Below are 20614 nucleotides of genomic sequence, written 5' to 3' on the forward strand. Positions count from 1 at the left end.
CTCTGCGCCGGTTCAGTTTCCCGCGAACGATCCCGCACTTTGCCCTTCACGCTGCGGGCTGAACACCCCAGCGCCATGGCGCCAGCGGTAATAGGCCAAGCAGGCAAGGGTGAACGGGACGCCGAAGTACAGTGCTGGTCGCTGCACTGGATCAAAAGCCACACCCACCAGTGAAGCGCCAAGCAGCACCAAGGCGATGATCGGCAGAATCGGGAACAATGGTGCCCGATAGGGCAGGGAATCGGTGGATCCATGCAGGGCAACGTAGTGCCGGCGGAACGACAGGTGCGATGCACAGATCACGATCCACACCGCTACTACCGCAAACCCGGCAATGGATACCAGAGCCATGAAGAGCGACTGCGCCGCGATGAAGCTGGAGAACAGCGATACCAGTCCGCCGAGGATCGACAGGCTCAGGGCCAGCATCGGAATGCCCCTGCTGTTGGTCTTGGACAGGGCCTTGGGCGCCTGGCCTGCGGCTCCCATGGAATGCAGCATGCGAGCGCATGAGTACAGTCCGGAGTTTCCTGCCGAGAGCAGGGCGGTGATGATCACGAAGTTCATGATGTCCGCACCGGCTGGCAGGCCGGCGACATCCAGGACCGTGACGAAGGGACTCTCATTCGCGCCTGCCTCGGCAAACGGGATGATTGCGGCTACGACCACGATGGCACCGATGAAGAACACCGCCAGGCGAACCACGGCGGTGCGGATGGCCCGCGGAATGCTCAGCTGCGGGTTCTTCGCCTCGCCGGCCGCGACGCCGATCAGCTCGGTGCCGCTGAATGCGTAGAACACCGAGAGGACGGTGACCAGTACTCCGGTGATCCCCGCAGGGAACAGTCCCCCTTCGGTGCTGAAATTGGACAGGCCAATCGCGCCGGCGTCACTGGCCGGGTTGATGCCGATGATCGTGGCGGCGCCAACGACAACCACCAGCAGCACCGCCGCCACCTTGATCAGCGCAAACCAGAATTCGGTTTCTCCGAAGACCCGCGATGAAGTCGCATTCAACGCAAACAGCAAGGCAGCGAAAACCAGTGAGAAGACCCAGACGGAAATCGAGGGGAACCAACGTTGCATCAGCAGCCCGGCTGCGGTGAATTCGCTGGCCAGGGCTACCGCCCAGCACAGCCAGTAGAGCCACGCCGTAGCAAAACCCCACGCTGGTCCAAGATCACGGGTGGCGTGTGCATGGAATCCTCCTGCCACCGGATGCCGCGCCGATAGCTCTCCCAGCCCGCTCATCACCATGTAGGCCACCAAGGCTCCGACTGCATAGGCCAGCACCGCGCCCAGCGGCCCGGCTTGGGCAATGGTGTATCCGGAGGAAACGAACAGGCCCGAGCCGATCACCCCGCCCAAAGCGATCATCACCAGATGACGCGAGGTCATGGTTCTTAGCAGTCCGGAATCGGCTGGTGCAGTCTCGTTGGTGCTGACGATGCTCTCGGTCATGGGGCTCCTTGTGGAATGAATGCGCTTGCAGGATATCGAGCTTGGACGGCAGTCCCGGACGGGCATGTCATCTGTGGTCACACGGCGTCAAGGTCGGTCATCCAAGCACTCGCCGTGTACCCTCGATGACGTGCATACCCCAAACCACTCCAGCAATTTCCGTGACGCATTGCGCGCCGAAGGCAGCCCGCCAATCATCCTCGACGGCGGTCTCGGCACCCATCTGGCCGATCGCGGCAATGACGTGACCGGGCACCTGTGGTCAGCGCAGATCCTCATGGACCGCCCCGAAGAGGTCCGCGCGGCGCACCAGGACTTTTTCGCTGCCGGTGCCCAAGTTGCCACGACTTGCTCCTACCAGGTCAGCTATGACGGCCTGGCTCAGGTGGGCTCCGAGCAGCAGATGGAACAAATGCTGCGCACCAGCGTGCGCCTGGCGCGAGAAGCCTCCAGCGCTGGGCGCACGGACACAGCACGCTGGGTGGCCGCCTCGGTGGGGCCCTACGGTGCCGGACCGGGCGCCGGGACCGAATACGACGGCGCCTATCGCAAGACGGCCTCCGAGCTGGCTAACTGGCACCGCAAGCGCTTGGAAATCCTGGCTGATGCCGGTGCCGATCTGGTCATCTTTGAAACCGTGCCAAGCCTGGCAGAAGCAGAAGCATTGACCGTATTGGCTCGGGAGCTGCAACTGCCGGCGTTGCTCAGCCTTGCGGTGCGCGCCGATGATCAAGGCCGAGTGGTTCTGGGCGATGGCACCGATCTTCGAGTCGTGGCCGGAATCGTTCAGGAATCCGGTGTGTGGGACGCAGTCGGCGTGAACTGCTGCCCGGTACCCCAAGCGGTGGCCGCGTTGCAGATCCTGGGAGAAGAAACCGGCTTGCCGCTGTTGGCCTACCCGAATAGCGGTGAAATTTGGGACCACGAAGCTCGTGTGTGGGTCCCAGGAACTGAGGGCAATGATTTGCCCGGAGCGGTTCCTGAACTCGTGGCCGCGGGCGCTCGCCTGATTGGCGGTTGCTGCCAGGTCACCCCGGGACAGATCACCCGGGTCCGCGAAGCCATCCAGCTCGGCTAAGGCCCGTCCCGGCACTTCGGCTTCCGCTGAGCCAGCGGCTTGTCCGCAGGCCTGGACAGTGCGCGAAAAAGCCGGCAGCAACACGCAGTTGCTGCCGGCCTGGGACCAGTTACCTTAGAACTCGAAGTCGCCGAAGTCCCCACCGGCGCCGCCGAGGAAGTCCCCGAACATGCCTTCGGCCTGGCCGCCCAAGCCTTCACCGGCCGCAGAGAGCTGTTCCCCGGCACCGGATACGGTATCGCCCAGGCCCTCGGCCATGGAACCGAACTCTTCGCCGATACCGGCGAAACCATCAAGCAGCGGTCCGGCAATGGCGGTACCGATGAACGCACCTGCCACGCCGCCGAGCAGGCCGACACCCAAGCCGCCGGCCGCGCCGGCAGCCATGCCCATACCCCGTCCCTTGCCGCCGGAACCCAAGATCTTGTCCATGAACCCGGGACGCGACATCTCCGCGCGGGTTGCCGAACGGGCCAGGTCCCTTGGGTCCTGGCTCATCGGGCGTTCTGCTGGCGGCAACTGCTCGGAGAGTTCATGATGCAGCAGTTCGCGTTGCTGCGGGGTCAGCCGGGCGAAAGCCTCGGCGTGGGCGCGTTCCATATCCTGCGGCGGAGCGGTACGGAGCATGTAGCGGTACTTCTCGATCGCGGCCTGGTCCTCGCGCGACGGTGCCGAGGCCGGCTGGTTGCCGTAGCCGCGCTCGCCGTAGTTCTGGTGCTGCGGCTGCTGCTGGTAGCCGCCGGGATTCTGCTGGTAGCCGCGTTGCTGGTTATTGGAGCCACGCTGGTTGCTATTGGAGCCGCGCTGGTTGAGCTGTTCCCGGACGTACTCGCCGGCCATTTGCTTGCCCTTGCGCAGCAGCTTGTCGAACATGGACATGGAATTGGCCTCCTAGACGTTGCGGGCGCGGTGCACGAAGCACCGCTCTCCCCTGTTTAAACTCCCCAGCATTGCTACTTGTTCCCCACGTTAGACAATTCTCATAATCGCCCGCCGGCCCCGCACCTAGGCGCTGCGCACCGGCTGCTTTGCCCCGGACGTGATCCTCGCCAGCAAATCGGCGGCCACGGACACGGCAATCACCGCCGGCTGCTTTCCCCGCACCTGCTCGATTCCAATGGGGCACTGGATCACCGCGATCTGCTCGTCGCTGAAGCCGCTGGCACGCAGATTCTTCTGGAAGCGGGCCCACTTGGCACTCGACCCGATCAATCCGATCGATCCCAAGCCCGGGTGGCGCAACGCGGCATCGCACAGATGGAAATCCTCGGCATGATCGTGCGTCATGATCAGCACGTGCGTTCCCCCAGGCAGGCAGCTGAGCACCTGCTCCCCGAGCACCGCCACCGCCGAATGGATCCGCGCCACGCTCGGTTCAAGGGCCGGCAGGTCCGCCAGGAATTCCGGGCGCGAATCAATCAGATGCAGCTCCAGGTCATGGCGGGAGAGAATGCGGGCCAATTCCATGCCCACATTTCCCACCCCGAAAATCGCCACCGTGGCAGGAACCGGCAAGGGCTCGAGCAGCACCGTGATCTCGCCACCGCAGCATTGCCTGCCGTACTTGGCCGGGGCCTTGTCGCTGAGCTTCATGGTGATGCTCTGCGGCTGGTTCCCGCTCGCGCTGATCATCTGCCGGGCCCGTTCCATGGCAGCCATCTCCAGGTTGCCCCCGCCGATGGTTCCGAAGATCTCCTGGCTGGCAATCACCATTTTCGCGCCGGCCTCGCGCGGGGCATGCCCGCGCACCGCGGTGATGGTGGCCAGCACCGCGGGACGCCGCTCATTGCGCAGCGCGGTGACAGCTTCAATCCACGACAGCATGGCTACCGCTCCTCCCGTGCCGCTTCGATCGCCCAGAACACCGCTTCCGGAGTCGCCGGGGACGCCAGCGGCACCGAACGCCCGGAGCGGCCGAAGGAGGCAATGGCCTGACGCAGTGCCTCGCGCACCGAGAAGGCGAGCATCAGCGGCGGTTCTCCCACGGCCTTGGAACCGTAGACCGCGCCTTCCTCATGCGCCTTGTCCAGCAAGCTGACGTTGAAGACGTCGGGCATCTCGGAGAAGCTCGGGATCTTGTAGGTGCTCGCGGCTTGGGTGGCCACCCGTCCGCGGCTCGGGCCATCGGAGGTGTCCCAGCGCAAATCCTCCAGGGTCAGCCAGCCAGCCCCCTGCACGAACCCTCCCTCGATCTGCCCCAGATCCACCAGCGGCGAGAGAGAATCGCCCACATCATGGACGATATCCACGCGGCGCAGCACATAGGAGCCGTCAAAGCCGCTGACTTCCACCTCGCTGGCCGCCACCCCGTAGGAGAAGTACTTGAACGGGCTGCCCGTCATCTGCGAGAGGTCCCAATGCAGCCCTTCGGTCCGGTAGAAGCCGGCGGCCGAAAGCTGGACCCGCTGGAAGTACGCGGCGTTGACCACTTCTTCCCAACCCAGCGATTCGCTCTTGCCCAGCGCGGTGACCCTGCCGCGGCTGAAGCGCAGATCTTGCGCCGGAACCCCCAATTGTCCGGCGGCCACCTGCGCGAGCCGGCCGCGGATCTGCTCGCACGCATCCTTGACCGCGCCGCCGTTCAGGTCGCTGCCCGAACTGGCTGCGGTGGCCGAGGTATTGGGCACCTTGTCGGTGCGCGTGGGAGCAATGCGCACCTTGGATAGCGGCACGCCCAAGGCGGTGGCGGCCACCTGCAGCATCTTGGTATGCAGGCCCTGTCCCATTTCGGTGCCGCCGTGGTTGACCAGCACCGAACCGTCCTTGTAGACCAGCACCAACGCGCCGCCCTGGTTGAAGGCGGTGAGGTTGAAGGAGATGCCGAATTTCACCGGCGTCATCGCCAGCGCCCTTTTGGCGTGCTCGTGCCCGGCATTGAATTCTGCGATCTGCTCCTCGCGTGCGGCGATACCTGCCGAGCCGAGCAGCTGGGTCCAAGCAGCCTCCAAGCGCTCGGGATGCCGGACCGGCTGGTAGTACGGGGTGTCCTGTCCCTGGGTGTAGAAATTGCGGCGGCGCAGTTCCCGGGCGTCCAATCCCAGCTGCGGGGCCACCCGGCCCAGGATGTCTTCCATGACCAGCATGCCCTGCGGACCGCCGAAGCCGCGGAACGCGGTCTGCGAGGTCTTATGGCATTTGGCGATGCGCCCGTTGACCCTGATATTCGGGATCCAATAGGAATTGTCGATATGGCACATCGCGCGGGTCAGCACCGGTTCGGACAGATCCAGGCTCCACCCTCCGTCAGCGGTCAGCTCGGCCTGCAGGGCCAGGATCTTGCCCTGATCGTCGAAGCCGATTTTCCAGGTGGCATGGAATCCGTGGCGCTTACCGGTCATGGTCATGTCCAGGGTGCGGTCCAGCCGCACCCGCACCGGCCGTCCGGTGAGCACCGCGCCGAGGGCCGCCACCGCGGCATAGCCATGGGGCTGCATTTCCTTGCCGCCGAAGCCGCCTCCCATGCGCAATACCTGCACGGTGACCTCGTGGGCGCCGATGCCCAGCACATGCGAGACGATGTCCTGGGTTTCGGTGGGATGCTGGGTGGAGCAGTGGATCATGATCTGCCCGCTCTCATCCACCATCGCCAGCGAGTTCTGGGTTTCCAGATAGAAGTGCTCCTGGCCGGCGAACTCGAAATCGCCCTCGAAAACGTGGGCCGCCTGCGCGAAGGCGGCCTCCGGATCGCCCTTGGAGATCTCGGGCTGGATGCCGTGGAAGCTGTTGGCCCCGATCGCGTCCTTGATGGTGATCAGCGAATCCAGTGGTTCGTACTCCACGCGCACCGCCCTGGCCCCGGCTTTGGCAGCTTCCAGGTCTTCGCCCAGGACCCACGCCACCGGCTGGCCGAAGAACATGACTTCTTCCACCGGGAGCAGCGGTTCGTCGTGCTTGGCGCCCTGGTCATTGACCCCGGGAATGTCTTTCGCGGTGATGACCCGGACCACCCCGGGTACCTGCTGCGCCGCACTGGCATCCAGGCCCAGGATTTTTCCATGGGCGCAGGTGGACTGCACCGGGTAGGCGTGCAGGACCCCGGCCAGACGCGCAGCCAGGTCGTCGGTATACAGCGCGGTGCCGGTGACGTGCGCGGCCGCCGATTCGTGGCGGTGGCGCTGGCCGACTACCGGTGCGTCGGGGCGTTGGGATAGCTGGCTCATGAGTTCTGCTCCTGTCCTGCTTCCAAGCGGCGTTCAAGCTGCTGGGCATAGAACCGTTCAAGCGAGGAGGCCAGCATGGCCTTGCGGTAGTTGGCGCTGGCCCGGTGGTCATCCATCGGGGTTCCTTCGGTGCCCATGGTGCGTGCCGCGGCCCGGATGGTTTCCAGGTTCCACGGCTGGCCTTCCAGCTCGGCTTCGGTGGCCACGGCGCGCAGCGGGGTTGCGGCCACGCCGCCCAGCCCGATCCGCGCCGTGGTGATCATGCCGTCCGACACCGTGAGCGCATAGCCGATGGCTACCGAGGAGATGTCATCGAAGCGCCGCTTGGAAATCTTCTGGAAGCTGGTCAGCGGCGCCAGCGGCAGCGGGATGCGGATCGCGGTGATCATCTCTCCCGGCTCGCGCACGGTCTGCCGGTAGCCGGTGAAGTAGTCCGAAAGCGCCACCATCCGGTTGCCGTGGATGCTGGAAAGCACCAGCTCGGCCTCCAGCGCCAGCAGCGCCGGCGGGGTGTCGCCAATGGGCGAGCCGGTCCCCAGATTGCCGCCGATGGTTGCGCTATTGCGGATCAGCCTTGACGCGAACTGCCCGAAGAGCTGGGAGAGCAGCGGAACCTGCCCGGCGAGCTTGCGTTCCAGCTCGCTCAGGGTGCAGCCCGAGCCCAGTTCAAGGTACCGCTCGTTCCAGTGGATCTGGCGCAGTTCGGGCAGCCGGTCGATGGCCAGCACCGAGCGGGCGCGGGCGCCTTTGATGTTGACCTCCACGCCCCAGTCGGTGGCACCGGACACCAGTACGGTCTGCGGTTCGGCGGCCAGGATCTGCAGTGCCTGATCCAGGTCGCTGGCCCGGCGGAAACGGCCCAGGTCCCCGGTAGGGGTATCGGCGCGCTGGATATCCGTGGCTGCCGGGGCCGGTGCGGCGCGCTGTGCCCGGGCAGTCAGCGGGTCATCCGGCTCGGGCTCGCCCAGGGCGTAGGCGGCGTCGCGGATCGGGCGGTATCCGGTGCAGCGGCAGAGATTGCCCGACAGCGCGTGCAGGTCGAATTCATTGGGTCCGCACTCGTGCGCGCCGCTATCCTCCGCGCTGACTGCGGGATTGGCGGTCCGCTCGGGGCGGTAGTATTCGGCGGCCATGGAGCAGACGAATCCGGGGGTGCAATAGCCGCACTGGGATCCGCCGCGGTTGGCCATCTCTTCCTGCACCGGATGCAGCGCCGCGACGCTGCCCAGCCCTTCGGAGGTGATGATCTCCTGGCCGTCGAGCGCCGCGGCCGGCAGCAGGCAGGCGTTGACCGCCGTCCACCTGCTGCCTTCCCCATCGCTGCGGGCCACCAGGATCGAGCAGGCGCCGCACTCGCCCTCGGCACAGCCTTCCTTGCATCCGATCAATTGCTGCCCGCGCAGGAAATCCAGCGCGTTGGTATGCGGCGGCCCGTCGAATTCCCGGACCTTTCCGTTGACCGTAACCAGGCATTTTGTCTCTTGCGTTGCCTCGGCGCTCATGCCGTTGACACCTCCTGCGCCCGGGTATCGCCGGACGCACCATGAATGAATTGGATGATGGGTGGGATCTGGCGCCCTGCCGGAGGTTCCAGGCTCGTCCAGGGCGCCGCCGCGTGCTGCGGCGGGATCAGTTTCCGTGCGCTATCTGGCCCTTGGACCAGGCGAGGCATCCGCCCATGATTACCCTCCAGAATTCGGATCATTCACATCCATGCAAACCATCAAGGTGAGCCACCTCACCTCAGTGGATCCTTACTATAGCCCGTATCAACTCAGGCCAGTAGGGCCGTAATCGGGCCCCGTGCGAAGTACACCAGGAAGCCCAGCGCCACCACCCACAGCAGCGGGTGGATCTTGGCATACCGCCCGGCCGCGGTGTTCACCACCACCCAGGCGATGAACCCTGCGCCAATGCCATTGGCAATGGAGTAGGTCAACGGCATGGTGATCAGGGTGAGGAACGCCGGCATGGCGCTGGAGAACCGCTTGAAGTTGATCTCGCGGATCTGCGCGCACATCAAGGTGCCCACCAGAACCAGTGCCGCGGCAGCCACCTCGATGGGAACCACGGAGGTCAGCGGCGTGAAGAACATCGAACCCAGGAACAGCACGCCGGTGATGACCGAAGCCAGCCCGGTGCGCGCTCCTTCCCCGATGCCGGCCGCCGAATCCACGTAGACGGTATTGGAGGAGGACGAGCCCATGCCTCCGGCCACCGCGCCCAGGCCCTCGACCACGAACGCGGCCTTCAGCCGCGGGAAGGTGCCGTCCTTGCGCGCCAGACCGGCATTCTTGGCCAGTCCGGTCATGGTGCCCATGGCGTCGAAGAAGTTCGTGAACACCAAGGTGAACACCAGCATCGTCGCCGCCAGCGCGCCGATCCGCCCGAAGGATCCGAACAGGTCGAACTCCCCGGCCAGCGACAAATCCGGCAACGAGACGATATTTCCCTGCAGCACCGGCATGTTCAGGTGCCAGCCATGCGGGTTATCCGCGCCGGCTGGCCCGATCCTGAACACCAGCTCGGCGATCATCGCCAGCACCGTGGAGATCACGATGCCGATCAGGATCGCGCCCTGCACCCCGCGGGCCACCAGCGCGCCCATGATCAGCAGGCCCACCACGAAGACCATGGTCGGGATCGAGACGATCGACCCGCCATCGCCCAGCTGCACCGGAGGCCCGGCGGCGGTACGGGTAACGAAGCCGGAGTCCACGAACCCAATGAAGGTGATGAACAGCCCGATGCCCACCGTAATGGCGGCCTTCAGGTCCTTGGGGATGGCCCGGAAGATCGCGGTACGCACCCCGGTCATCCCGAACAGGACGATCAGCACGCCGTTGACCACCACCAGTCCCATGGCCTCGGGCCAGGTGACGTCCTGGATCACCGAGACGGCCAGGAAGGAGTTGATGCCCAATCCGGCGGCCAGGCCGAAGGGCAGGTTGGCGATCAGCCCGAACAGGATGGTCATGGCCCCGGCGGTCAGCGAGGTCATGGCCCCGACCTGCGCGGCCGGAAGCCAGTTGCCGGCCACATCCACGGGCGCGGCCTCGGCGCTGAATCCGCCGAGGATCAGCGGGTTGAGGATCACGATGTAGGCCATCGTGAAGAAGGTGACGATCCCGCCGCGCAATTCCCGCGCCAGCGTGGACCCGCGTTCGGTGATGCTGAAGAACGCGTCCAGGATGCCGCCCGGCCCGCCCGGCCGGCGCGGCTTGCTGCCGCGCTGCGCGCCCTGGGGGCCAGCTGGCAAGCGACTTGTCGTGGTCATGGTCCTGGACCTTTAGTAGTCGGTCCGGGATTCTTGCGAATCCCATGCCTTGAACGGCAACAGGTGCTCGCCGCCTTCGGACTGGAAGCAGTTCACCGGCATCAGCGAGCGGTTGGATTTTGCTTCGAAGTAGTCGTAGAACACCGCGTCGTCGAATCCGGCGGCAGCCGCATCATGCCTGTTGGCCGCGAAGAAGACCTTGCCGATGCGGGCCCACAGCGAGGTGGCCAGGCACATTGGGCAGGGTTCGCAGCTGCTGTAGAGCACGCAGCCGCTCAAGTCGAAGGTCCCCAAGGCGGCGGCCGCGGTGCGGATGGCCACCACTTCGGCGTGCGCCGATGGATCATTGTTGGCCGTGACGCGGTTGACCCCTTCGAAGACCTGGCCGTCGGAGGCGACCACGACGGCGCCGAAAGGCCCGCCAGCGTTGTGGACATTTGTGGTGGCAATATCGATGGCCATCGAAAGATAGTCTTGGCCAGTGGTAGTAACGCTCATCGCGTGGCTCCTCATGCTTTGGACAAGAGAACCGCAGCGCGCTGCTTGGCGCTAGCTACCGGTTGCGCTTGTCACCTGAAATCGATCAGTTGCATGCCCGGTAGATAGCGACCCATCAGGTGGGTGCCCGCCATAGACAGCTACGAGATTATCAGCGGATTGTGACGTAAGCAACACTTCTTTTGAAATCTCTTTTTCGCATCATGAACAAAAACTTGCCGTCTTGCCGCTCATCCCCTCTCCCACTAGCAGCGATCCGACGGGACTGGCCCCTCCCTCCAGCACCGCGAATCCCTAAGCTGGATCGTTGCCCCGGCGCTCGGGTTTCCAACACATTACAGCCGCCTATCGGCGCACCGATCCGGCGGGTGAATTTAAGTTCCCTTCGGCGCAACAACCTGAGCACCTAGGCGAAATACCTCTTTGAGAAGCTCAGATGCATCAAGTGCTAGAGAAGGGATCGGATAACGTGAGCGCACAGCTAGAAGCATCTGACACATCGCAGGCACTGCAAGTGCAACCGGGACGCTGGGTCAGCAATTGGACCCCGGAGGATCCAGAATTCTGGAAGCGCACCGGATCTGCGGTAGCCAGCCAAAACCTCAAGTGGTCCATCTTCGCCGAGTTCCTCGGATTCAGCGTTTGGCAGCTTTTCGCCATTGTCGTGGTCTATCTTCCAGTAGCGGGATTCAGCTACAGCACCACGCAGCTGTTCTGGCTGATCTCCATCCCGAGCCTCGTCGGTGCCACACTGCGCATCCCCTACACGTTCATGGTGGCCCGTTTCGGCGGGCGCAACTGGACGGTCATTTCCGCGCTGCTCCTGCTGATTCCGGCCGGCGGCATTTCCCTGGCCCTGGCTGATCCGTCCACGCCATTCTGGGTCATGCTCAGCCTTGCGGCGCTGACCGGCTTCGGCGGCGGAAACTTCGCTTCCTCGATGGCTAATATCACCTATTTCTACCCCGCTTCCCGCAAGGGATGGGCGTTGGGCCTCAACGCCGCCGGCGGCAACCTCGGCGCGGCGGTCGCCCAGCTGCTTGTACCGGTCATTGTCACGGTCTTCGCCGCCGGGGCGTTGCAGCTACCGCTGGCAGGGATGCTCTGGATCCCGTTGATTCTGCTCTCCGCATGGGGTGCCTGGAAATACATGCATAACCTGTCGTCGGCCCGCTCAGATATCCGCGGCGCCATTGCCTGCCTGAAGGTAAAGCACCTGTGGATCATCTCCGCACTGTATGTGGGAACCTTCGGCTCCTTCATTGGATTCTCGGCAGTATTCCCCAAGCTGATCGTTGACACCTTCCCCGAATACGCGGCCTTGCCGTTGGGCACCGCAACCATCACCTTGGCTTTCCTCGGCCCGCTGGTCGCGTCCCTGGCCCGTCCATACGGCGGCAAGATCGCTGACAAGCTCGGCGGCGCACGCATCACCGTGGCGACCTTCGGAGCCATGGCCTTGATTACCGCTGCGCTAGTGCTCAGCCTGCCACGGGCCAACTTCTGGATGTTTCTATTCCTGTTCTTGCTGCTCTTCACCGCAAGCGGCATCGGCAATGGCTCGACCTACCGCATGATCCCGGCAGTCTTTGCCCTGAGCGACGAGGGAAAACAGGCAAGCCAGGTGGATTCTTCGCGCAAGGCGGCCGCAGCCCTCGGTTTGATCTCGGCCATTGGCGCCTACGGCGGCTTCCTGATTCCCCAGGCCTTGGGCCTGTCCGTATCCAGCACCGGCGCCTACACCACGGCGTTCATCATCTTCATCGCGGTCTACCTGCTGCTCATGGCCACCGCATGGTTCGCCTATGCACGCTCAGGCACCCGTTTCGCCCAGCACGGAGTCTAGGATGACCGACACTCATTGCCCCTATTGCGCCCTGCAGTGCGGCATCATCTTGGAACCCAACCAGCAGGATCACGGCACCGAACCGGTGAGCCTGAAGGGACGGGACTTCGAGACCAATGGCGGGGCGCTGTGCCGCAAAGGCTATAGCGCCGCCACGCTGCTCGATCACCCAGAACGCCTGCAATCACCCCTGCTCCGTCAGCCCGATGGAAGCTTTGCCCCGGTTAGCTGGGAGCATGCGCTGGATCTGGTTGCCGAAAAGGCGCTGGGCATCCGGGCCGAATCCGGAGCCAACGCACTCGCGGTCTTCGGTTCCGGGTCGCTGACCAATGAAAAGGCCTACCAGCTGGGCAAGTTCGCGCGGCTTGCCCTGGGTACCTCGCGCATCGACTACAACGGACGGTTCTGCATGTCCTCGGCAGCCGCCGGCACCAACCGCGCCTTCGGCTTGGACCGGGGATTGCCTTTCCCGCTGGCTGATCTGGATTCGGCCGGGATGATCCTGATGCTCGGTTCCAACGTGGCCGATACGATGCCGCCCTTTGTCCGGCATCTGGCCGGAGCCCGTGAGAACGGCGGGCTGATCGTGGTTGATCCTCGCCGTTCAGCTACAGCCAAGCTCTGCGCCGATAATGCTGGCTGGCACCTGCAGCCGACCCCGGCCACCGACCTACCGCTGCTGCTGGGCTTGGCCCACGTGCTGGTGGCCGAGTCCCTGGCCGACACCAGCTACTTGGCCGCCCGCACTAACGGTTTCGATGCAGTGAAAGCCTCCTTGGCCAGCTGGTGGCCAGAACGCACCGCCCAGGTCACCGGTGTTCCTGCCGAGCAGATCCGGCACACCGCCCGGGCCTTGGCGCAGGCAGCCAGCGAAGCGAAGGCCGGCGGCAAGCCGGTCTACATCCTCACCGGCCGCGGCATCGAGCAGCATTCCAACGGCACCGATACGGTCACCGCCGCGATCAACCTCGCGCTGCTGCTCGGCTTGCCCGGAACCCTGGCCGGCGGCTACGGCACCATCACCGGCCAGGGCAACGGGCAGGGCGGTCGGGAACACGGGCAAAAGTGCGACCAGCTTCCCGGCTACCGCAAGATCACCGACCCGGAACACCGTGCGCATGTAGCCCGCGTCTGGGGTGTTGACCCCGAAACCATTCCCGGTCCCGGGCTTCCCGCCGTTGAACTCCTCGACGCGCTAGGTACCCCCACTGGTCCGCGCATGCTGATGGTCCACGGGGCCAACCCGGTGATCTCCGCACCCGATGCGTCGCGCGTGATCCACGCACTGTCCAGGCTGGATTTCCTGGTGGTCTGCGACTTTTTCCTCTCGGAGACCGCAGCCCAAGCGGACCTGGTCTTGCCGGTGCTGCAATGGGCTGAAGAAGAAGGCAGCATGACCAACTTGGAGGGGCGGATCCTGCGCCGCCGCGCTGCCTTGGCGGCACCGGAACATGCGCGCGGCGAACTGTGGATCCTCGCCCAGCTCGCCCAACGCCTGGATGCTCCCGGCCACTTCTCCCCCGATGCCCGAGAAGTCTTCGAAGAACTCAAATTGGCTTCAGCCGGTGGACTAGCGGACTACTCGGGAGTGCGTTGGGATGACCTCGATGCCGGGGCGGCCATCTACTGGCCGTGCCCTGCAGGCACCGAGGTGAAGGCCGAGCGCGGCATCCGCAATGGAACCCCTCGGCTATTCCTTAACGGTTTTGCCCATGCGGATCGGCGTGCAGTGCTGGTGCCAGTTGCTTTCCAACCGGAGCCCCGGATGAGTAAGTCGGCCGTGTCCCTGGTGACCGGCCGGCTGCTGGAGCACTACCAGTCTGGCGCCCAGACGCGCCGGGTCCCCGAGCTGGTCCAGGCCGCACCGGAACCGCTGCTGGAAATCCATCCAGCAACCGCGCTGGCCCACCGGATTGTCCAAGGACAAAAGGTCGTGATCAGCAATGAACGCGGTGAAGTCACCGCCCGCGCACGGCTGACCGTTGATGCCCGGCTGGACACGGTCTTCTTGCCCTTCCACTACCCGGATTCCGGTACCGCAAACCTGCTGACCGAGGCGAAGGTCGACCCGCGCAGCAAGATGCCGGAATTCAAGCACGCCCATGTTTCGCTGAGCGCTGTGAAAGAGGAACAATGAACGAGCAACGCCCGCAACGCATTATCATCATTGGCTTCGGCCCCGTCGCCGCGTCCCTTGTCGAAGGGCTGCTCCCGGCAGCGGCGGCCGGCCACTGCGCCATCACCATCATCAGCGCCGAAGACCACCTGGCCTACAACCGTGTGCTGCTCGCTGAACTGGCAGTGGGAGCCGCCGAGTTCGGGCATTTGGGCATGGTGGATCCGCAGCGCTTGGCCGATGCCGGAGTCGACGTGCGCTTGGGCGTGCAGGCTACCGGCATCGATCGCTCACGGCGCCGGATCCATCTGGGCGGCAACGACTATGTGTCCTACGACCGGCTTGTTTTCGCCACCGGCGCCCGAGCGGTAATCCCCACGCTCAACGGCCTGAATTTCGATCCGCACGCTGATGCTTCACTGCCAGCCGGAGTTTTCGCGCTGCGCACGGTGGATGACGCCCACCAGCTGCGGGAATCGATCGGTCTGGGCCAACGCATTTTAATTCTCGGCGGCGGAGTTCTGGGTATCGAGGCGGCCTTGGCCATTGCGCGCACCGGCGCCCAACCGGTGCTGGTGCATCATGGTCCGGCTCCCTTGGGACGCGTCGTGGATGCAGATGGAGGGGCGCTGCTGACGCGTAATCTGCGTGAAGCAGGTGTCGAGGTGATCCCTGGTGCGAAGGCCAGTGGCATTCAGAAGGATGCACAGGGTTTCACCGGCCTGATGACTTCCACCCACGGACTGATCCAGGCTGATGCCCTGCTCATTTCCACGGGTGTGAGAGCCAGAACAGAGCTGGCCTCGGGCTGCGGATTACCGGTGGGCCGCGGTATTAAGACTGATGAATTCCTTTGCGCCGATACCGAGCAGCGAATTTTCGCCCTCGGCGACTGTGCCGAAGTTGCCGGACAGCCACCGGTCGGACTGCTGGCCCCGGGCTGGGCACAAGCCGCATGGTTGTCCCAGCAGTTGTTGCGGCTGGCTGGTTCCTCTGGCTCCGAGCCGCTTGCTGCCCCGGACTTCTCTGCTTCTGATGTATTGATGCTCAAGGGACAAGGCATCGAGCTGACTGCAGCCGGCGATATCAGCGCCGGTTATTGGGACGATACCGATCTGCAGGCAACCGTCTATGCAGATCCTGCGCGCGGACGGTACCTGAAGATCGTCACCCGGCAGGATACGGTCACCGGATTCCTGGCCATGGGATTGCCGCAAACCAGTGCCGAACTCGTGCTGGCCTATGAACGGGCCACCGCGTTGCCTGAAGACCGTTCGGCCCTCTTGCGGCTGGATGATCCGGCAACGGATCAAATCGCTGCTATCCCCAGCGATGATGATCAGCTGTGCCGCTGTTCGGGCGCTACCTACGGCCAGGTAACCCATGCTGTAGGCGCTGGTTGCACCACCGTCGCCGAGGTCGGCGAGAACTGCCGTGCGGGCACCGGATGCGGCGGGTGCAAAGCGAAGATCGAAGAGTTGCTGGCCAAGGCGCCTGCCCTGGCGTAATGGCTCCAATGGGCGGTCGGCTCCCAGCGAGCTGGCCGCCCTTGCCTATGCCCGGCCGGAACGCAAAATCGCAGGGACGAAAGCCGTGAGCTTTCGTCCCTGCGTTTGGATGATGATGCGAGTTGCCTTATTCTTGCACGCCACCGCTGGAAAATGCGATAGCCGGAGCTAGTTGGTTGCAAGCGAATCCGTCTCGTCGTTCAGTTCGTACCAGCCTTGCCAGGCCGAATGCTCGACGTTCAGGCTGCGATCTGATTTGATACTCATTTGCTCTGCTCCATCCATAGCTGTCCCTCGATTTCCATGAGCCGCTGCACTGGCAGCGGCAGCGAATCGGCGTTCAGGCATTCGCCGGTATCCAGTCGGTACACTTCCTTGTGCAGCGGGCAGGCAACGGTGGCCACGCTGGTTCCTTCGACCATGGTGTCGCCCAGAATGCCGCGGGCCATGACCTTCGCGCCGCTGTTCGGGCAGTGATGCGAGGTTGCGTAGAAGGCATCTTCTTCGGTACGGAACAGGGCTAGCTGTGTGGCCTCAAGCCACAGCGCTTCTCCCCATCCACGCTCCAGCTCTGCACTGCGGCAAAGCGGAGCCAAGCTCAAAGTAGCTTCACGGGTGTCTTCTGCAATTTGCGTGCTCATGAACGTAAGCCCTTCGTGGTTGGCATCTGCTGACATACCGAGCTTAGAAGCCGCATGTTTCGCCCGATGCTTCCAGCCGTTGCCAGTCCGTAAAGCATGCCTAACAGCAAAAATGGGCACCGTGAATCCTGGATTCTCCCGGAAATCCGCTGGTTTATCCTGTCCAATTGCCTTTGCGCAACGATTGCCCATTGCGAATGATTCGAATATGTTTCAGCCGCTTCACCTGGCTTTCGTCTGATGGTGGAGAGAATTGCTCCGGCCGAAACACAAGGGTAATTGCGGCGCAAAGCATGCTTTCTACAGTGGACTCATCAGCCTGAAACTCACCGTTTCCCAGCGAAAGTCGAAATTGATCATGGGTACTCCACACAATGCACGCAACATCCTGGTTATCGGCGGCGGTCCCGCAGCCCACCGCTTCACCGAAGCCCTGGCCAGCCGCGCACCGCAGGATCTGAGCATCACGGTATTGACCGAAGAAACCCACCTTCCCTATGATCGCGTGGCGCTCTCCCAGGCGTTAACCAACCCCGGAGTCGATCTCACCCTCGGCGATCCGAAGCTCTGGGAAGCCGAGCATGTCGCCTTGGAAACCAACGCCAAGGCCATCGCTATCGACAGCACCAAGCGGACGGTCACCACGGAAGACGGACGCATCTTCAGCTACGACGAATTGGTGCTGGCCACCGGTTCCAACGCGGCCACGTTGCCAATCGCCGGCAACGAGCACACCTTTGTGTACCGCACGCTGGAAGATGTCTGGTCCATCGCGCAGAAGGTCAAGGAACTTTCAGCTTCCCTGGGCCGCACCCCGGTGGTAGCTACCATCGGTGGCGGGCTGCTCGGTTTGGAAGCTGCCGCGGGTGCCCAAGCACTGGGTGCGGAGGCAGTAGTCATTGATGGCGGCAAATGGCTGATGGGCACCCAGCTGGATGAAGGCGCTGGCCAGGCCATGGGCCGGCTCATCGAGCAAACCGGATTCACCGTCCACAACGGCGTTTTCCCGCAAGAAATCCTGACCAGCCAGGAGTCTGGCAGCACGGCTGTCACCGGCGTGCTGATGGCTGATGAACGCACCATCGATGCGGATATAGTGGTCGTTTCGATCGGTGTTCGTCCCCGCGATGAGCTGATCCGCAATTACAACGCGGCCCTTGACGAAGCAGGCAGCCCGGCACCCCGTTTCGGCATGGGCCCCCGCGGCGGCGTGGTCATCGACGCGCATTGCGCCACCGATATCGAGCACATCTGGGCTATCGGCGAGGTCGCGAACTACGAGGGTTTCTGCATCGGCCTGGTCGCTCCGGCCAACGCCATGGCGGAAATAGTGGCCGAACAGCTGGCCGGGGGCGAAGCCGAATTCGCTGGCTTCGACACCGCCACCAAGCTCAAGCTCTCCGGTGTGGACGTGGCCAGCTTCGGCGATGGCTTCGCCCGCGCCGAGGGGGCGCTGGAAGTGGTCTATGCCGATGCCCCGCGTGGCCTGTACCAGAAGCTCGTGGTTTCCTCCGATGCCAAGACACTGCTCGGCGGCATTTTCGTTGGCGATGCCACCCCGTACCAGTCGCTGCGTCCTTTACTCGGACGGGAGCTGTCCGGCGAACCAGGCGCGTACCTCAGCGCCTTGGGCGGCGAAGCGCCGGAGGGCGAACTGCCCGATGATGCGGTGCTGTGCTCCTGCAATTCGGTCACCGCCGGCACCATCCGCGATGCCGTTTCCGGTTGTGGTTGTTTCGAGGGCGAAGCTCCGGTGACCACCGTTTCCGGGTTGAAGGGGTGCACCCGTGCCGGCACCCAGTGCGGGTCCTGCGTGCCGATGCTCAAGAAGCTCATGGAAGCGCAGATGCTCAAGGACGGCGCGGAAGTTTCCACCGCCCTGTGCGAGCATATTTCCTTCTCCCGTCCGGAGCTCTACGAAGCCATCCGCGTGGCCGGGTTGCAGGCCTTCGGCGAGGTGATGGAACGCTTCGGCACCGGCCAGGGCTGCGATATCTGCAAGCCGGTGATCGCCAATATCCTCTCCTCGCAGACCAGCGCCCACCCGATGGATGCAGGTCTTGCCGGCGCCCAGGACACCAACGACCGCGTGCTGGCCAATATGCAGAAGGACGGCACCTACTCGGTGGTGCCGCGCATCCCGGGCGGGGAGATCACCCCCGAGAAGCTCGGCGTGATTGCAGCGGTGGCGCAGAAATACGGCCTGTACACCAAGCTCACCGGCGGCCTGCGCATCGACATGTTCGGCGCCCGCTTGGAGCAGCTGCCCGAGATCTGGCGCGAGCTGGTGGACGCCGGCTTCGAATCGGGCCAGGCCTACGGCAAGTCGCTGCGCAATGTGAAGACCTGCGTCGGTTCATCCTGGTGCCGATACGGCATGCTCGATTCCACCGCGCTGGGCATCGAAATGGAGCTGCGCTACCGGGGCCTGCGGGCACCGCACAAGCTGAAGATGGGCGTTTCGGGCTGTGCCCGCGAGTGCGCCGAGGCCCGCGCCAAGGACATCGGCGTGATCGCCACCACCGATGGCTGGAACCTGTATGTGGGCGGCAACGGCGGCGCCAACCCGGCCCATGCCCAACTGCTGGCCGGCGGGCTGGATGATCAAACGCTGTTCAAGTACATCGACCGCTACCTGATGTACTACATCCGCACCGCGGACAAGCTGCAGCGCACCGCGCATTGGCTGCAGGACCTGGATGGCGGATTGGAACGGGCCAAGCAGGTGGTGATCGAGGATTCGCTGGGCCTGGCCGACGAGTTGGAAGCGGCCATGGAAACCCACGTGGCCAACTACGAGGACGAGTGGGCCGCCACCTTGGCCGACCCGGTGAAGCTCAAGCGCTTCCGTTCCTTCGTGAACACCGCCGCACCGGATACCGAGCTGGAATATGTTTCCGAGCGCGGACAGCAGCGCCCCGCCGAGCCGGTGGCACTAGGTGCCAGCATCCCGGTCGGGGCGCCGCAAGGCTAGGAACGGCATCCCACCCGTGCTGCCTACCAGCGCGGGTGGATCTGTTCGCGCAGCTTGGCGTCGTAGAGGTCGCGGACCGAGGCGTTGAATCCCTCGGAGATCCGCAGCGAGCCGGCAGCCGCGTTCGCGCGGGCCTGCTGTGCGTTGCGGGCTCCGGGGATGATGGTGCTCACCCCGTCCTGGGCGGCCAGCCAAGCCAAAGCCACCTGGGCACTGGTGGCTTCGGGCGCCTCGGCGGCAGCCAGCTTGGCGAACTCGCCAGCGGCTTGAAGACCGGTGGCGTAGTCCACGCCGGAGAAGGTCTCCCCGACGTCGAAGGAGGAGCCGTCGCGGTTGAAGTTGCGGTGGTCGTCCTTGGCGAACTCGGTCTGCAGGGTGTAGCGGTTAGTCAGCAATCCGCTGGCCAGCGGCACCCGGGCGATGATCCCCACCCCTGCCTCGCGGGCTGCTGGAAGCACGGTTTCCAGCGGCTTGTGGCGGAAGGCGTTGATGATGATCTGCACGGTGGCAATGTTCGGGCGGGCAATTGCCGCCAGCGCCTCATCCACGGTTTCCACCGAAACGCCGTAGTTGGCCATCCGGCCTTCATCCACCATGGTGTCCAGCGCATCGTAGATCGCATCGGTGGAGTACACCGGGGTTGGCGGGCAGTGCAGCTGGACCAGGTCCAGGGTGTCCACGCCCAGGTTCTTGCGGGAGCGGTCATTCCACGCGCGGAAGGCATCCAGGTTGTAGTTCTCCGGCAGCTGCTCGACACGGCGGCCCATTTTGGTGGCCACGGTGACCCCGGCATCCGGGTTGGCCTTCAGCCAAGTGCCGATCAGCTGCTCGCTGCGGCCATCGCCGTAGACATCGGCGGTGTCGAAGAAGTTCACCCCGGCTTCGTAGGCGGCATCGAGTACGGCTAGCGCGTCGGTCTCGTCTACCGAGCCCCAGTCAGCGCCTAGTTGCCAGGTGCCCAGGCCAATGGCCGACACGTTGCGGTGGGTACGTCCAAGTTCTCGTTTTTGCATGCCTCCGAGTCTAGTGCCCGCAGTGCATATTTCCGGTCGATG

The 20614-nt window shown here is 64.2% G+C and carries 14 protein-coding genes; 5 read left to right on the forward strand and 9 right to left on the reverse strand.

Annotated features, from left to right (window positions below; all coding sequences use genetic code 11):
• Positions 1 to 12: 12 nt before the first annotated feature.
• A complete protein-coding gene (locus EDF61_RS10900; protein WP_133834103.1) occupies positions 13 to 1461 on the reverse strand; it encodes an amino acid permease in 1449 nt (482 codons plus the stop codon).
• Between the two features lie 130 nt (positions 1462 to 1591).
• Between EDF61_RS10900 and mmuM the strand changes: the two genes are divergently transcribed.
• Positions 1592 to 2539: a homocysteine S-methyltransferase gene (gene mmuM / locus EDF61_RS10905; protein WP_286172206.1), complete on the forward strand. Its 948-nt coding sequence runs from the start codon at positions 1592 to 1594 to the stop codon at positions 2537 to 2539.
• Between the two features lie 114 nt (positions 2540 to 2653).
• Here mmuM and EDF61_RS10910 read toward each other — a convergent pair whose 3' ends face one another.
• From EDF61_RS10910 to EDF61_RS10935, 6 genes are all read right to left on the reverse strand, one after another.
• A complete protein-coding gene (locus tag EDF61_RS10910; RefSeq protein WP_105656202.1) occupies positions 2654 to 3418 on the reverse strand; it encodes a hypothetical protein in 765 nt (254 codons plus the stop codon).
• Between the two features lie 126 nt (positions 3419 to 3544).
• Complete coding sequence (xdhC, locus tag EDF61_RS10915; RefSeq protein WP_133834105.1) at positions 3545 to 4363, reverse strand: xanthine dehydrogenase accessory protein XdhC; 819 nt, start codon at positions 4361 to 4363, stop codon at positions 3545 to 3547.
• A 2-nt stretch (positions 4364 to 4365) separates the two neighbouring features.
• The gene (gene xdhB, locus EDF61_RS10920) at positions 4366 to 6699 is read right to left on the reverse strand and encodes a xanthine dehydrogenase molybdopterin binding subunit (RefSeq protein ID WP_133834106.1); all 2334 of its coding nucleotides are present in this window, start codon (positions 6697 to 6699) and stop codon (positions 4366 to 4368) included.
• Positions 6696 to 8201 (reverse strand): xanthine dehydrogenase small subunit, encoded by a 1506-nt coding sequence (locus EDF61_RS10925; protein WP_133834107.1) that lies wholly within the window; start codon positions 8199 to 8201, stop codon positions 6696 to 6698. Before EDF61_RS10925 ends, xdhB begins: the two co-directional genes overlap by 4 nt.
• A 272-nt stretch (positions 8202 to 8473) precedes the next feature.
• Entirely contained in the window at positions 8474 to 9976 is a 1503-nt protein-coding gene (locus EDF61_RS10930) for an NCS2 family permease (protein WP_105662034.1), read from the reverse strand.
• A gap of 12 nt (positions 9977 to 9988) precedes the next feature.
• Positions 9989 to 10474 carry a nucleoside deaminase gene (locus tag EDF61_RS10935; RefSeq protein WP_133834108.1) on the reverse strand — a complete coding sequence of 162 codons (486 nt, stop codon included), beginning with the start codon at positions 10472 to 10474 and terminating at the stop codon, positions 9989 to 9991.
• A 436-nt stretch (positions 10475 to 10910) separates the two neighbouring features.
• Here EDF61_RS10935 and EDF61_RS10940 point away from each other — a divergent pair, with 436 nt between their 5' ends.
• Genes EDF61_RS10940 through EDF61_RS10950 form a run of 3 tightly spaced genes read left to right on the forward strand, consistent with a single transcriptional unit; the run spans position 10911 to position 15944 of the window.
• On the forward strand, positions 10911 to 12320 hold the full coding sequence (locus EDF61_RS10940) for an MFS transporter (protein WP_133834109.1): 1410 nt from the start codon (positions 10911 to 10913) through the stop codon (positions 12318 to 12320).
• A gap of 1 nt (position 12321) precedes the next feature.
• The gene (locus EDF61_RS10945; RefSeq protein ID WP_133834110.1) at positions 12322 to 14457 is read left to right on the forward strand and encodes a molybdopterin oxidoreductase family protein; all 2136 of its coding nucleotides are present in this window, start codon (positions 12322 to 12324) and stop codon (positions 14455 to 14457) included.
• Complete coding sequence (locus EDF61_RS10950; RefSeq protein WP_105656193.1) at positions 14454 to 15944, forward strand: FAD-dependent oxidoreductase; 1491 nt, start codon at positions 14454 to 14456, stop codon at positions 15942 to 15944. The genes EDF61_RS10945 and EDF61_RS10950 overlap by 4 nt, the downstream gene beginning before the upstream one ends.
• Before the next feature lie 263 nt (positions 15945 to 16207).
• Here the strand turns inward: EDF61_RS10950 and nirD are convergent, their stop codons facing one another.
• Positions 16208 to 16585 (reverse strand): nitrite reductase small subunit NirD, encoded by a 378-nt coding sequence (nirD, locus tag EDF61_RS10955; RefSeq protein ID WP_105662151.1) that lies wholly within the window; start codon positions 16583 to 16585, stop codon positions 16208 to 16210.
• A 358-nt stretch (positions 16586 to 16943) separates the two neighbouring features.
• Between nirD and nirB the strand changes: the two genes are divergently transcribed.
• A complete protein-coding gene (nirB, locus tag EDF61_RS10960; protein WP_133834111.1) occupies positions 16944 to 19559 on the forward strand; it encodes a nitrite reductase large subunit NirB in 2616 nt (871 codons plus the stop codon).
• Positions 19560 to 19582: 23 nt separating this feature from the next.
• Here nirB and EDF61_RS10965 read toward each other — a convergent pair whose 3' ends face one another.
• Positions 19583 to 20572 carry an aldo/keto reductase gene (locus EDF61_RS10965; protein WP_105656191.1) on the reverse strand — a complete coding sequence of 330 codons (990 nt, stop codon included), beginning with the start codon at positions 20570 to 20572 and terminating at the stop codon, positions 19583 to 19585.
• Positions 20573 to 20614 lie beyond the last annotated feature (42 nt).

It is taken from the genome of Arthrobacter sp. JUb115 (assembly GCF_004365035.1).
In the GTDB taxonomy this organism is placed as follows: Bacteria; Actinomycetota; Actinomycetes; order Actinomycetales; family Micrococcaceae; genus Glutamicibacter.

What these genes read in the sequence shown, in the direction of transcription:
- EDF61_RS10900 (WP_133834103.1), bottom strand. Translation starts at nt 1,461, where the DNA reads ATGACCGAGAGCATCGTCAGCACCAACGAGACTGCACCAGCCGATTCC.
- EDF61_RS10910 (WP_105656202.1), bottom strand. Translation starts at nt 3,418, where the DNA reads ATGTCCATGTTCGACAAGCTGCTGCGCAAGGGCAAGCAAATGGCCGGC.
- xdhC (WP_133834105.1), bottom strand. Translation starts at nt 4,363, where the DNA reads ATGCTGTCGTGGATTGAAGCTGTCACCGCGCTGCGCAATGAGCGGCGT.
- xdhB (WP_133834106.1), bottom strand. Translation starts at nt 6,699, where the DNA reads ATGAGCCAGCTATCCCAACGCCCCGACGCACCGGTAGTCGGCCAGCGC.
- EDF61_RS10925 (WP_133834107.1), bottom strand. Translation starts at nt 8,201, where the DNA reads ATGAGCGCCGAGGCAACGCAAGAGACAAAATGCCTGGTTACGGTCAAC.
- EDF61_RS10930 (WP_105662034.1), bottom strand. Translation starts at nt 9,976, where the DNA reads ATGACCACGACAAGTCGCTTGCCAGCTGGCCCCCAGGGCGCGCAGCGC.
- EDF61_RS10935 (WP_133834108.1), bottom strand. Translation starts at nt 10,474, where the DNA reads ATGAGCGTTACTACCACTGGCCAAGACTATCTTTCGATGGCCATCGAT.
- EDF61_RS10940 (WP_133834109.1), top strand. Translation starts at nt 10,911, where the DNA reads ATGCATCAAGTGCTAGAGAAGGGATCGGATAACGTGAGCGCACAGCTA.
- EDF61_RS10945 (WP_133834110.1), top strand. Translation starts at nt 12,322, where the DNA reads ATGACCGACACTCATTGCCCCTATTGCGCCCTGCAGTGCGGCATCATC.
- EDF61_RS10950 (WP_105656193.1), top strand. Translation starts at nt 14,454, where the DNA reads ATGAACGAGCAACGCCCGCAACGCATTATCATCATTGGCTTCGGCCCC.
- nirD (WP_105662151.1), bottom strand. Translation starts at nt 16,585, where the DNA reads ATGAGCACGCAAATTGCAGAAGACACCCGTGAAGCTACTTTGAGCTTG.
- nirB (WP_133834111.1), top strand. Translation starts at nt 16,944, where the DNA reads ATGGGTACTCCACACAATGCACGCAACATCCTGGTTATCGGCGGCGGT.
- EDF61_RS10965 (WP_105656191.1), bottom strand. Translation starts at nt 20,572, where the DNA reads ATGCAAAAACGAGAACTTGGACGTACCCACCGCAACGTGTCGGCCATT.